Source organism: Gelidibacter maritimus (genome assembly GCF_014062315.1).
GTDB lineage: Bacteria > Bacteroidota > Bacteroidia > Flavobacteriales > Flavobacteriaceae > Gelidibacter > Gelidibacter maritimus.
On the sequence record NZ_JACGLT010000001.1, the window covers coordinates 474,806 to 487,641 of the forward strand.

General features: G+C 38.6%; 11 protein-coding genes and 1 pseudogene. 10 read left to right on the plus strand and 2 right to left on the minus strand.

What is annotated here, in order from left to right; all coding sequences use genetic code 11:
• Positions 1–28 precede the first annotated feature (28 nt).
• Positions 29–1,417, plus strand: coding sequence for a phosphoglucosamine mutase (glmM, locus tag H3Z82_RS02010; protein WP_182202203.1), 1,389 nt, complete (start codon positions 29–31; stop codon positions 1,415–1,417).
• Positions 1,418–1,443: 26 nt separating this feature from the next.
• The gene (locus H3Z82_RS02015; protein WP_182202204.1) at positions 1,444–2,949 is read left to right on the plus strand and encodes an aminotransferase class V-fold PLP-dependent enzyme; all 1,506 of its coding nucleotides are present in this window, start codon (positions 1,444–1,446) and stop codon (positions 2,947–2,949) included.
• Positions 2,950–3,221: 272 nt separating this feature from the next.
• Here the strand turns inward: H3Z82_RS02015 and H3Z82_RS02020 are convergent, their stop codons facing one another.
• A complete protein-coding gene (locus H3Z82_RS02020; RefSeq protein WP_182202205.1) occupies positions 3,222–4,112 on the minus strand; it encodes a lysophospholipid acyltransferase family protein in 891 nt (296 codons plus the stop codon).
• Positions 4,113–4,175: 63 nt separating this feature from the next.
• Here H3Z82_RS02020 and H3Z82_RS02025 point away from each other — a divergent pair, with 63 nt between their 5' ends.
• Positions 4,176–4,826, plus strand: a complete 651-nt coding sequence (locus tag H3Z82_RS02025) for a rhomboid family intramembrane serine protease (protein ID WP_182202206.1) — start codon at positions 4,176–4,178, stop codon at positions 4,824–4,826.
• Positions 4,827–4,865: 39 nt separating this feature from the next.
• On the opposite strand, the gene H3Z82_RS02030 is transcribed toward H3Z82_RS02025, so the two are convergent.
• A complete protein-coding gene (locus tag H3Z82_RS02030; RefSeq protein ID WP_182202207.1) occupies positions 4,866–6,011 on the minus strand; it encodes a TlpA disulfide reductase family protein in 1,146 nt (381 codons plus the stop codon).
• A 144-nt stretch (positions 6,012–6,155) separates the two neighbouring features.
• On the opposite strand from H3Z82_RS02030, the gene mnmE reads away from it, so the two are divergent.
• The 7 genes and pseudogenes from mnmE to hsdR all read left to right on the plus strand — a co-directional run bounded on the left by mnmE (position 6,156) and on the right by hsdR (position 12,821).
• On the plus strand, positions 6,156–7,565 hold the full coding sequence (mnmE, locus tag H3Z82_RS02035) for a tRNA uridine-5-carboxymethylaminomethyl(34) synthesis GTPase MnmE (RefSeq protein ID WP_182202208.1): 1,410 nt from the start codon (positions 6,156–6,158) through the stop codon (positions 7,563–7,565).
• A 298-nt stretch (positions 7,566–7,863) separates the two neighbouring features.
• Positions 7,864–8,655, plus strand: coding sequence for a Swt1 family HEPN domain-containing protein (locus H3Z82_RS02040; protein WP_182202209.1), 792 nt, complete (start codon positions 7,864–7,866; stop codon positions 8,653–8,655).
• 430 nt (positions 8,656–9,085) lie between these two features.
• Positions 9,086–9,457: a helix-turn-helix domain-containing protein gene (locus H3Z82_RS02045; protein WP_235982247.1), complete on the plus strand. Its 372-nt coding sequence runs from the start codon at positions 9,086–9,088 to the stop codon at positions 9,455–9,457.
• 77 nt (positions 9,458–9,534) lie between these two features.
• On the plus strand, positions 9,535–9,660 hold the full coding sequence (locus H3Z82_RS19710) for a hypothetical protein (protein ID WP_262890674.1): 126 nt from the start codon (positions 9,535–9,537) through the stop codon (positions 9,658–9,660).
• A gap of 15 nt (positions 9,661–9,675) precedes the next feature.
• A pseudogene (locus H3Z82_RS19570) lies at positions 9,676–10,020 on the plus strand (mobile mystery protein B); the annotation flags it as partial.
• Positions 10,021–10,226: 206 nt separating this feature from the next.
• Positions 10,227–10,424, plus strand: a complete 198-nt coding sequence (locus H3Z82_RS02055; RefSeq protein ID WP_182202210.1) for a helix-turn-helix domain-containing protein — start codon at positions 10,227–10,229, stop codon at positions 10,422–10,424.
• A 90-nt stretch (positions 10,425–10,514) separates the two neighbouring features.
• Positions 10,515–12,821 carry an EcoAI/FtnUII family type I restriction enzme subunit R gene (gene hsdR / locus H3Z82_RS02060; protein WP_220459112.1) on the plus strand — a complete coding sequence of 769 codons (2,307 nt, stop codon included), beginning with the start codon at positions 10,515–10,517 and terminating at the stop codon, positions 12,819–12,821.
• The last annotated feature ends 15 nt before the right edge of the window (positions 12,822–12,836 follow it).

The window sequence follows — 12,836 nt, forward strand, 5'->3', positions numbered from 1 at the left end:
TTTGTTTTTCATTTTAAAATTAGAAAATATGACACTTATAAAATCAATTTCAGGCATACGAGGCACTATTGGAGGTAAGGTAGGCGATAATTTGACGCCTATTGATGCTGTTAAATTTGCATCTGCTTATGGAATCTGGTTAAAAGAACAACGAAATAAAGATAACTACCGCGTGGTGATTGGGCGAGATGCACGGATTTCTGGAGAAATGATCCAAAACTTGGTGATGAATACCTTGGTTGGCTTGGGCATCCATGTTATCGATCTCGGATTGTCAACCACGCCTACGGTTGAGGTTGCCGTGCCAATGGAACATGCCGATGGTGGTATTATATTGACCGCCAGCCATAATCCAAAACAATGGAATGCCCTTAAGTTGCTTAATGCCAAGGGTGAGTTTTTGAATGCTGCTGAAGGCGCACGTATTTTGGAGATAGCCGAAGCCGATCAAATGACTTTTGCAGAAGTGGATGATCTTGGTAAAATCGGAAAAAATGAGGCTTATATGGACATCCATATTGACGAAGTTCTAAAAATGTCATTGGTGAATAAAGAAGCCATTAAAGAGGCAAAGTTTAAAGTGGTTGTTGATGGTGTCAATTCCTCAGGCGGGATTATCATTCCGTTATTATTGGAGCGTTTGGGTGTGGAGGCCGTAAAGTTATATTGTGAACCTACCGGCCATTTTCCACATAATCCAGAACCTTTAAAGGAGCATCTAAAAGATTTATCTGCCATGGTAGTCAAAGAGCAAGCGCATTTCGGGATTGCAGTAGATCCTGATGTGGACCGTTTGGCGTTTGTGGATGAAAAAGGGGAAATGTTTGGAGAAGAATACACTTTAGTGGCCTGTGCAGATTATGTGCTGAGCAAAACCCCTGGCAATACAGTTAGCAATATGAGTTCCACAAGAGCTTTAAGGGATATTACTGAAAAGCATGGCGGGAGTTATGAAGCCAGTGCAGTAGGAGAGGTGAACGTGGTGGAATTGATGAAAAAGAACGATGCGGTGATCGGTGGCGAAGGTAATGGAGGCATTATTTATCCTGAATTGCATTATGGTCGTGACGCATTAGTTGGCGTGGCCTTATTTTTAAGTCTATTGGCAGAAAAAGGGATGACCACTAGTGCACTTCGAGCGACCTATCCAAACTATTTTATGGGTAAGAAAAAAATCGATTTAACGCCAGAAATAGATGTAGATGCGATTTTAAAAGCGATGGAAGAACGCTATAAAAATGAAAAACTAACAACTATTGACGGCGTCAAAATAGACTTTAGTGACAGTTGGGTTCATTTACGCAAGAGTAATACGGAGCCCATTATCAGAATCTATACCGAAGCACCTTCACAGGATGAAGCCGACGGTCTTGCGGATAAGATCATTTCCGAAATTAAGGCTGTCGCAAATATTTAGTACCTTTGATTTTTAAATTTAATGCCATGATAACCACCGAACTTTCCAATACAAAAACTACCGAACTGGAACGCTACTTTCAGCCGTTCCGTCAACATATCATTGGGATTGATCAAGAGTTTTTGACACCTTATGGGAAACAAAAAATCGTTTATACCGATTGGACCGCTTCGGGACGACTTTATAGACCTATTGAAGAGAAATTGATGAACGTTTTTGGTCCGTATGTAGCGAATACCCATACGGAAACTACAGTCTCTGGGACAGCAATGACCAAGGCGTATCATAAGGCCAAACATATTATTAAAGATCATGTCAACAGCAACGACGACGATGTCTTGATTTGCTGTGGCAGTGGCATGACGGAAGCTATTAATAAATTTCAGCGGATTTTGGGTTTGAAAGTACCTGAAAACATGAGAAAGCATACCGTAGTTCCCGATGCCATGAAACCAGTTGTCTTTATTACGCACATGGAACATCATTCCAATCAGACGTCTTGGTTGGAAACCATCGCTAAAGTCGAGGTCATTCCTCCAGGGGAAGATGGTTTGTTTTGCATGGACAATTTTAAAGTACTTCTTGAACAGTACAAGGATCGTCCTATTAAAATTGCCTCGGTTGTAGGCGGGTCAAATGTGACAGGAATCCAAACACCTTATCACGATATCGCTAAAGTAATGCATCAAAATGGCGGGGTCTGTTTTGTTGATTTTGCCTGCTCAGCTCCTTATGTGGATATTGATATGCATCCAGAAGATGAAGAACAGGCATTGGACGCCATCTTCTTTTCACCACACAAATTTATTGGAGGACCAGGAACTTCCGGTGTTTTGATTTTCAATAAAAAACTGTATAAAAACATGATTCCGGACAGCCCGGGAGGTGGTACCGTAAGTTGGACCAATCCGTGGGGCGAACACAAGTATATTGATAATATTGAAGATCGAGAGGACGGTGGAACTCCAGGGTTTCTACAAACCATTAAAACAGCCTTGGCCATTAAGCTCAAGGAGCAAATGGGTGTGGACAAAATTTTGGAGCGAGAGCATGAAATTGTTGAATATATTTTTGCCAAACTAAAACCTGTTGAGAACATCAATATTCTTGCTGGTCAGCATCAAGACCGATTGGGAGTGATTTCTTTCTATATTGATGATCTGCATTATAATCTGGGTGTCAAAATATTAAATGATCGCTTTGGGATCCAAACACGTGGTGGATGCAGTTGTGCAGGTACTTATGGCCACTTTTTATTGCACGTGGATCAGGAAACCTCCCGCGAACTCACCTCAGAGATTTCGCTGGGCGAACTGACCAGAAAGCCAGGTTGGATCCGTATGTCTATCCATCCGACAACAACTACAGAGGAAACAGTTTATGTGTGTGATAGTTTAAAAGAGCTTGCCAAACATCATCAAGAGTGGGCTAAGGAATATCAATATATTGCAGCAACCAATGAGTTTGTGCATCAATCGACTTTAGTGGAGGATAAATATGAGCTTCCGGTTGATGAATGGTTTGAGATGTAATTGATGGAACGCCGAGGACGCTGATTGGACGGATTTCCACTGATATTTATTATAGACACTTCCCGATAACTATCGGGATCACTAATTTTCACGGACCATTCTTTCGGAGTTTTTGGTAGACTGCAAGTAAAGTTGATTATGATTGCACGGATTTGATCGCGTTGGGATTTCACAAATTCTTCAATATTACTCTTGTGTCCCCTTTTTCAATCCACTCTTGTATTCCCGTTGCTCTGTGAGAAAAACAGCCGTGAAAGCTTATTGCATATCTTTTACTGAAACTCCGCAGGAACTTTGTCTCTATGTTTCCAACGTCGGTGTGTCCATAGATAATATTGTGGTGCTTCTCGGATTTGTTTTTCGACTTTTTGGGTAAACATATCCGATATTTCGTAGTTGGGATACTCGTTTGGATCGTGCGCCAACATTTCAAAAGTTGTCTCATAGTAACCACGTTTGAGGCGTTTCACTCTAAAGAATACTACTGACATATCCAATCGTTTCGCCAACATTTCAGCTCCGGTATGGATTGGGACCTTGATGCCCATAAATTCACTCCAGTGAAATGCCCTTTCTACCTGTGGGGATTGGTCCGAAGCAAACCCGTTGATGGTCAGCTCTCCTTCTAACTTTGATCTGGTCAAGGCAGGAACCGTTTCTTTAGTAGTAATTAATGTACTATCGTATTTGGCACGGATCCGTTTTACCAATCGGTCAAAATACTTATTGCTCAATCGGCTGTAAACCGCATATCCTTTATGCTCAAGGTATGTTTGTAAAATAAAGATCCATTCCCAACTACCATAATGTCCACACATCAAAACAATGCTTCGGTTTTGCTTTCCAAGATCGGTAAGAAGTTCTACGTTGGTAAAGGTCAAGCGCTTTTTCATGGATTCTTCAGAAATGGTCAAAGATTTAATCGCTTCCACCAACAAATCACAAAAATGATGATAAAACTTATCGGTAATGTCGTTGATTTCAGCCTCTGACTTTTCGGGAAAAACCAACCTTAAATTATCTTGTACCACTTTTTTTCTATAGCCCACAAGTTTATAAATGATTATGTACAGTCCATCAGAAAAGGCATAGAGCAATCGAAATGGGAGGATTGATATCAGCCAAATAAGAGGATAAACTAAAATGTAAACGAGAAATTGCATTTTTTAATATTAGATTTGCAGCTGCAAAGATATGCTTTAATATAAATAACACGTTTGGAGTTTATGGGTAATTTAGATTTGGTAACTATTGTAGTCATTGCGGCAAATGTAATTATATCATTTAAAGGGTTTAATGATCGTGGTTTTTTTGAACGCTACAAATTTAATGTTGGAGGAATTAGGCGAGGAGAAAAAATCAGGATTTTTAGTTCAGGTTTTTTGCATGTAGATACCATGCACCTTTTCTTCAATATGTTCACCCTGTATTTTTTTGCTCCGGTCGTGATTGCCTATTTAGGAACCGTACATTTTTTGATCATTTATATTGCCAGTTTAATTTTAGGAAATCTCCTGTCTCTCTATTTTCATAAAGATGAATATCACTACAGTGCGGTAGGTGCCAGTGGTGCAGTTACGGGTGTATTGTACTCGGCAATTTTGTTGGAGCCTTCCATGCAATTGGGTATTCTGTTTATTCCGTTGCCAATTCCGGCCTATGTTTTTGGAATCTTATATTTGCTGTATTCTATTTACGGTATGAAAAATCAATTGGGAAATATTGGTCATGATGCACATTTTGGTGGTGCCATTGGTGGATTTGTAGTGACCTTGATCCTTATGCCTTCACTTTTTCAAACCGATTTACTCATGGTTGGTCTACTGGCCATTCCAATTGTCATTCTATTTGTGATGCACAAAACTGGGAAAATTTAAGTATTGAGTGCCCATTAGTGACAGTAATGGTCTGGTCGTTTAATTCAAAAGTTCACCAATCTTAGCCTCCAAGGCAGCACCTCTTAAGTTTTTTGCCACAATCTTACCAGATTCATCTAAGATATAGGTAGCTGGAATGGAATTGATATTGTATAGTTTAGCGATAGGATCGTTAAAGTAGTTGAGGTTGGATACATGGTGCCAAGTCAATTTATCATCTTTGATCGCTTTTAACCATCGGTCTTTATGTCCAGGTCTGTCCAAAGCAACATTGATAATCTCCAAGCCCTTATCATGATATTTTTGAAAAACCTTGACCACATTCGGATTTTCCTTTCTGCAAGGCCCACACCATGATGCCCAAAAGTCTATAATGGTCACTTTTCCTCTGATATCGCTTAAGGCGAGCGTATTTCCGTCAGGATTAGGTGCTGAAAAATCGGGGGCAACCTTACCAATATCCAACGCACTAAATTTTGCCATCTGCAGTTTTTTATTTTCCAACTGAACAAATACCCGTTTACCATATTCTGAAGCTTTGAGATCAGAGTTCATGGCATTGAATTTTTGTTCAATAATTTCAAAATCGGTATTGGGAGTTGCAATCAGAGACTCCATCAAAACCAAGGAAAAATAATTATCGGGGTGTTCACTTATGAAATTCGTGGGATAGTCGGCCAATTCCTGATTGATATCTCTTATTGCAATGGCAAGTCGGGCGTTTTCAGATTTGTTTTCAGCAGTTGTGAGCGTCCTGTTTTCGGCAATTAAAGCATTGCGTTTGCTGGTCAATTCCTGTGCCTTTTGCATATAAGTGGTTAAGGCATCATTGGATTTTGACCCTGAGATCGTAGAACCTCCCAAGTTTTCCGGGTTTACGGAAATAGTAATTTCGCCGTTTTCAATGATGATCGGCAAACGGCCAGCCACACTATTAATGGTCATATACCAAAGTTGTGGCGCTCCAATATCACCTTTAAAAATAAAGGTTTCATTCATCACAATGGCGGTGTCTTTAATGACTTCGCGTTGTTGATTATCGACAGTTTTTAAATGCACCCGGACACCGTTAAAAACGCCAGGAGCCGTTCCGTTGATAACATAGCCATCTATTTCAACTTGAGGATCCGATTTGCACGAGGTCAATGCGATGCAGACGATTAAAAGACGAATCACTTTTTTCATGGGACTGATTTTTTATGGGTTTACAAATATAATAAGATATGAGAGATTAGAAAGTTTGTAAGGAGGTCTTGATTCCTTAAGAAATTTAACATTTACTCTTAAAGATGGCATTTTTACGATATTTTTGCAGGAAAATGATGCGTTATGATTGCTAATGATACTATTGTTGCCTTGGCCACTGCTTCTGGAAGTGGTGCCATTGCCGTAATCCGACTTTCGGGAAAGGACGCTATTTCAATTGGCTCACGGTTTTTTAAATCCGTTTCGGGGAAATCCCTTTCGGAACAGAAAACGCATACCGTACATTTAGGTCATATTGTTGATGGACCAAGAGTGATTGATGAAGTTTTAGTGACCATTTTCAAGAACCCGAATTCGTACACAGGTGAGGATGTTATTGAGATTTCCTGTCACGGAAGTTTATATATCCAGCAAGAAATCATCCAACTGTTTTTGAAGAATGGCTGCCGAATGGCAAATGCAGGAGAATATACCTTACGGGCATTTTTAAACGGAAAATTGGATCTGAGCCAGGCTGAAGCCGTGGCCGATTTGATAGCCAGTGATAATGAAGCCTCCCATAAAATTGCCATGCAACAAATGCGTGGTGGCTTTAGCAATGAGATCAAACATTTGCGTGACGAACTGCTGAATTTTGCCAGCTTGATTGAACTCGAGCTCGATTTTGCTGAAGAAGATGTCGAATTTGCCAATCGTGATGAGTTTTATGAATTGGTGAACCGGATCATCCATGTATTAAAAAGACTGATCGATTCTTTCTCGGTTGGGAACGTCATCAAACATGGCATCCCTGTAGCTATTGTCGGCGAACCGAATGTTGGGAAATCGACTTTACTCAACGCACTTTTAAACGAAGAACGTGCCATTGTTTCAGATATTGCTGGGACCACAAGAGATACCATTGAAGACGAAATGGTGATAGGAGGGATGAGTTTCCGATTTATTGATACAGCCGGAATACGCGAAACCGAAGATGTTGTTGAGAGTATTGGGATCAAGAAAACTTTTGAAAAGATTGAACAAGCACAGGTGGTGTTATTTTTAATTGGCAGTGGTCAGCTCGCTAAGGGTGATGAGGCGATTCAATCCTTCATTGTCGAAATTGAGAAAATAAAGAACCAATTTCCACAGAAGCAGTTATTGGTCGTCCTCAATAAAATCGACCAGATTACCGATAGCGAGCTTGCCAATATCACAACGCAGCTTTCACCTCACACGGCACACCTTATTCCTATTTCCGCAAAAACCGGATTTGGAGTGGAGCAGTTGACCGACACCTTATTGAATCTCATCAACACGGGTGCGCTCAGAAACAACGAAACCATCATCACCAACACCAGGCATTATGACGCTCTCTTAAAAGCCTTTGAAGAAATCCAAAAAGTCAAATACGGCTTGGATTCAGAACTTTCAGGCGATCTGTTGGCTATTGATATCCGTCAGGCCTTATATCACTTTGGAGAAATCACAGGTGAGATTACCAATGATGATCTGTTGGGGAATATTTTTGCGAATTTTTGTATCGGAAAATAAACGACGTTTCTGACTCTTAATCAATCCCTGTTTTGACTGATATAAAGCATGTTGTGGTGTTTATGTTTTTCTTCTATTTCTTTTATTAATGCTTTTTGTACCGCATATGTACTCCATTTTTAAATTATGTAGTACAAATGTACTTCATAATGAAAATTAAATTAAATGAACGGAATTACCATGTGGGAAAAGTAGCTTGCACATAAACTACTATATGAAATCAAAGATTTCTTCAGATGGTAAAATACATCACATTTGATTTGTTTATAATTTGTAGATTTATAGCAAATTGATTTTAATGGAAGAAAAGTTTGGAAAATGGGTCTCTGAAAAAGAGAACAAAGCTGTAGGAACAGTTTATAGTTACACCAATGCTTTAAAAAAGATATCAGAGCATTATTCGCAGTTTACAGGTAAGTCTACTTACATTTTTGACATTGACAATGTGACCGAGATATCTCAACTGATCGACTTGTATGATTTTAACGGAAAGTACAGTGATTATGGCAATATTGGAAACCGAACCTATATCAACGGACTTAAAACCTATAAACGTTTTCTACTAAACGAGCCAAAGATTAGAGGGGCTTCGGAACAAAAGACTTCTAAAAACACTTATCAAAGTAAAAAATCTTCACACTATTTACTTGATTATTTTGACTCCGAATTAAAAGAAGAAGCACATGACATGCGGCATTGTTATGAGTTGTTTTATTGTTTGGAACGCTCTATTAGAGATTTGGTGAAATCTGTGATGTCAGATGCCCACGGTCAGAACTGGTGGAAAAAAGTTGAGTATCGAGTGAGAGAAAATGTCAAAAACCATTTAGACTATGAATTGGACACTACTCATACTAAAAGATCAGATAATGAAATTGATTATACAACTTTTGGAGATTTGCGTAAAATCATAAATTCAAATTGGACAATTTTTGAATCTAAATTCCAACGCAACTTAAATTCGGTGAATGAAGTGATGATCGATCTGAACCGCATCAGAGTTTCTATAGCCCATTGTACGCCATTAGCTCAGAAAGAGGTCAATCGTTTGGAAATTCGGATAGATGATTGGTTTGGGTTATTGAAATAATGTATCAAAATCACTTTTGTACCAATTGCAGTGATAAATATTTTTAATGGTATTCTTATCAATGTCGAAATACAATGCGAAATGCGCTCCTGAAATATTGATTAAAACTTCAAGATGGGCTGATCGCAGCTGCAACCTGTGTGACGAACTAAAAACCAAAACCATATAAAAATCAATTAAACCGCGACTAGGCGGTTTTTTTTATTTTTTACCTAATGAGAGATATCTTTTATCAGTTTGGAATTGTAAAAGGTTTAGGATAAAAGCAGAAACGTCATTATTTAGCCTATTTCCAAAGACGAGTTGTATAAATCAGGGTATAACCTGATAAGACGTTAAGTATAATCAGGCTATTGCCTGACGAGATGTTTTTAGGGTCAGGTAAGAACCTTGCTTTCGTTACACACCAGTGAGGTTAAAACCTTACAATATGAACAGGAAAAGATTACAAATAGAACAATTAGACCGTAAATTAAAAGAATTTGAGGAAGCTGTACAAGTTACACAACCAGCAATTGGTTGGCTTAAGACAATTCGGGTTTCCTTAGAAATGTCGCTACAGCAAGTCGCTGATAAACTTTCCATTACAAAACAAAGTGTTCGGGAAATCGAAATACGGGAAAAGGAAGGTAGCATCACGCTTAACAGTCTAAAAGACACCGCGAATGCACTGGATATGCAACTCGTATATGGATTGGTACCCATAGATGGTACTATAGACGGTCTGATTGAACGCAAAGCAAAAGAACTGGCTATTCAGATTGTTTCAAGAACTTCCAATACAATGAAGCTGGAAGGTTAAGAGAACTCCAAGCAACGCCTTCAAAAAGCCATTCAGGAGCGTACTACCATCATTAAAAATGAAATGCCCAAATCATTATGCGATTAGACTTGACGTATATCGATGGGCAAACTCCTATTGACGAGGATGAAAAGGAGGGGCTATTAATTGAGACCATTAGTACCAAGGCTGACCTGGATGAGTTTGAGCAGCTCAATATATAGGAATCCTTACAATGGGTATTTGGTAAAAAATTCAAACCCAAACAGGTATTTACAGAAAAGTTTATATGCAATCTACACAAACGTATGTATGGCAATATATGGGCTTGGTCCGGAACCTTTAGAAAAACGGATAAAGATAATGGGATTGATAAACACCAAATTCCTATGGAGCTTAAAGTACTTTGTGATGATGCCTTATACCGGATAGAAAGCAAAATATATTCCCCAGAGGAAACAGCCATACGTTTTAAACACCGTATCGTGAGCATCCACTGTTTTTCTAGTGGGAATGGACGGAACAGCCGTTTAATGGCCGATATCATTATTGAAAAACTGTTCAACAAAGAACTCTTTACTTAATGCACAAACAATTTGTCTAAAGCCAACGAAACCAGAAAAGCATATTTGCAAGAAGTGAAACAGGCCGACCAAAATAATTATCAACCCCTACTGGAATTTGCGTCTTCTTAATTTTTCACTTCCTTAAACCCTGTATAAATATATAACGTAACTCAGTGTATTCTTAATTCTAATAGTTTATATTTATAACCTTAACAAAATTTAAGATGAACCGAATTAAGGAAGTTCTGAAGGAGAAAGGCGTCAAGCAAGTATGGCTTGCTCAGCAGTTGGGTAAAAGTTTTAATACCGTAAATGGTTATGTTCAGAATAGAGCACAACCTAGCTTGGAGGTTTTGTTTAAAATTGCGATTGTTTTAAATGTTGAGCCAAAGGATCTCTTACTAACTATTAAAGAAATTTAGAGTGTTTGGGAGTTACAAGGCTAACTTCATAATAAATAGAATTATTGGAATAGAAATGTTTCCAAAAGTTTTTAAGTTAAACCTGATTGCATGGGGAATATTTTATCTGAATCAGATACTAGGGCGAATTATATCGACCCTAAATTGGTTGATAGCAAGTGGGAACCAATTCATATTGTTAGAGAATACTATTTTACGGATGGTCGAAAATTACTTGGTAACAAGCGAGGCAAGAGGCTGTTCATAGATTATTTATTAAAATACAACAACGCCAACTTAGCCATTGTCGAAGCTAAGAAATTAGATGATCATCCTACTAAAGGACTTCAACAAGCATTGGAATATGCAGAGAAACTCGATATAAACTTTGTTTATGCAACTAATGGCGTACGAATTTATGAGTTTGATAGGCGTATAGGGAAGGGAGATTATATTGATGATTTTCCAACGCCAAAAGAAATGTACGACAGACTTTTTGGGAAGACCAATCAATTAAAAGAACAGTTACATAACATCCCTTTTTTACTCACAGGAAATTTTGGTCCTCGATATTATCAGGAAATTGCCGTCAATAAAACGATGGAAAGTATCGCTGATGGTCAGGATCGTATTCTTTTAACTTTAGCTACTGGTACTGGAAAAACTTTTATTGCTTTTCAAATAGTGCATAAACTATTGCAGGCCAAATGGAATTTAGATGGAAATGATAGACGTCCAAGGATTTTATTTTTAGCAGATAGAAACGTTTTGGCAGACCAAGCAATCAATACGTTTAATCCTTATGAGAATGATGTTATAAAGATCGATGGAGAAGAAGTGCGCAAACGCAACGGCGTTGTTCCTACCAATGCCTATATCTTTTTTGCCATATATCAAGCCATTGCCGATCGGGAGGATATTGGCGGTTATTATTCGAAATACCCAAGCGACTTTTTTGATTTGGTGATTATTGATGAGTGCCACCGTGGTAGTGCGAACGAAGAAGGGTCGTGGCGCGCCATATTGGATCATTTCAGTCCTGCCATTCATTTGGGAATGACAGCGACACCAAAACGAGATGATAATGTGGATACCTACCAGTATTTTGGGAAACCTATTTATGAATATTCTCTAAAAGAAGGGATTCAAGATGGATTTTTAACGCCATACAAAGTAAAACGAGTGACCACCAATATCGATGAGTACATTCATACCAACGACAATAGAATTATTCAGGGAGAAGTGACCAAAGATCGGTATGAGATCAAGGATTATAATAAAAGTATTACCATCAATCAGCGAACAGATCTTGAAGCAAGAACGATTTTAGAACACATTGGCAAGATGGATAAAACAATTGTGTTTTGTGCCAATCAAGATCATGCCCTGGATTTAAGAGATTATATTAATAAGCATAAAACCGTTTCGGATCCTAATTACTGTGTGCGTGTAACCAGTGATGAAGGAAAACACGGTAGAGAATTGCTGGAAATGTTTCAGGATAATGATAGAGACATTCCAGTGATTTTAACCTCTTCAAAAATGCTGACTACAGGAGTGGACGCTCGAAATGTGAGAAATATCGTGCTGACTGCTCCAATTGGCTCTATGGTAGAATTCAAACAAATTATTGGTCGTGGCACTCGTGTTTTTGATGGAAAAGACTTTTTTACGATTATAGATTTTGTAGGAGCCACCAATTTGTTTTACGACACCGCATGGGATGGCGAAGCAGAAGAAATAGAAGAAGGTGGAACAGGAGGAGAGCCAAAACCAAAAGAACCGAAAGAATCTAAAGTTGACGATCCTCGTGAGCCATACGAACGAAAAGAAAAATTGATTGTCGAGTTGTCCAACGGACGTAGATTGAAAGTCACAGACGTGGACACACGCTATATAGATGAAAACGGAAGACCTTTGACGGCACGTGAATTTTTAGAAAAACTGATTGGGGAATTGCCTGGCATTTATACAGATGTCGAACAATTACGTTCCATTTGGGCGAATCCAGATTCCCGATCCGATTTATTGATAAAATTGGCTGACTTAGGTTTTGATAGAGAGCAGCTCAACGATTTACGAAATATGATTGCCACGCCCGATTGTGATATTTTTGATGTGTTGGCACATATATCCTTTTCATCGGAATTGATGACACGAAAACAACGTGTGGAATTTGTAAAAGGAGATCCGCAGGTTTTTGAAGTCTATAAAAATCTTGAGGCCAAGGAGTTTTTAGAATTCATTCTGAAGCATTACGAGAAGTTTGGCATTGAAGAATTAAGACGTGATAAATTGGGCGATTTGGTAACACTGAAATTAGGCACACCAAAAGATGCAAAAAATGCTTTTGGTAATATGGATGTCCTATTGGGAGCTTATTATAAACTCCAGCAGCAAATATATCAAGTGTCCTAACACGATTAATCGCAT

Coding starts and splice junctions, on each gene's coding strand:
- glmM (WP_182202203.1), top strand. CDS start 29: ATGACACTTATAAAATCAATTTCAGGCATACGAGGCACTATTGGAGGT.
- H3Z82_RS02015 (WP_182202204.1), top strand. CDS start 1,444: ATGATAACCACCGAACTTTCCAATACAAAAACTACCGAACTGGAACGC.
- H3Z82_RS02020 (WP_182202205.1), bottom strand. CDS start 4,112: ATGCAATTTCTCGTTTACATTTTAGTTTATCCTCTTATTTGGCTGATA.
- H3Z82_RS02025 (WP_182202206.1), top strand. CDS start 4,176: ATGGGTAATTTAGATTTGGTAACTATTGTAGTCATTGCGGCAAATGTA.
- H3Z82_RS02030 (WP_182202207.1), bottom strand. CDS start 6,011: ATGAAAAAAGTGATTCGTCTTTTAATCGTCTGCATCGCATTGACCTCG.
- mnmE (WP_182202208.1), top strand. CDS start 6,156: ATGATTGCTAATGATACTATTGTTGCCTTGGCCACTGCTTCTGGAAGT.
- H3Z82_RS02040 (WP_182202209.1), top strand. CDS start 7,864: ATGGAAGAAAAGTTTGGAAAATGGGTCTCTGAAAAAGAGAACAAAGCT.
- H3Z82_RS02045 (WP_235982247.1), top strand. CDS start 9,086: ATGAACAGGAAAAGATTACAAATAGAACAATTAGACCGTAAATTAAAA.
- H3Z82_RS19710 (WP_262890674.1), top strand. CDS start 9,535: ATGCGATTAGACTTGACGTATATCGATGGGCAAACTCCTATTGACGAG.
- H3Z82_RS02055 (WP_182202210.1), top strand. CDS start 10,227: ATGAACCGAATTAAGGAAGTTCTGAAGGAGAAAGGCGTCAAGCAAGTA.
- hsdR (WP_220459112.1), top strand. CDS start 10,515: ATGGGGAATATTTTATCTGAATCAGATACTAGGGCGAATTATATCGAC.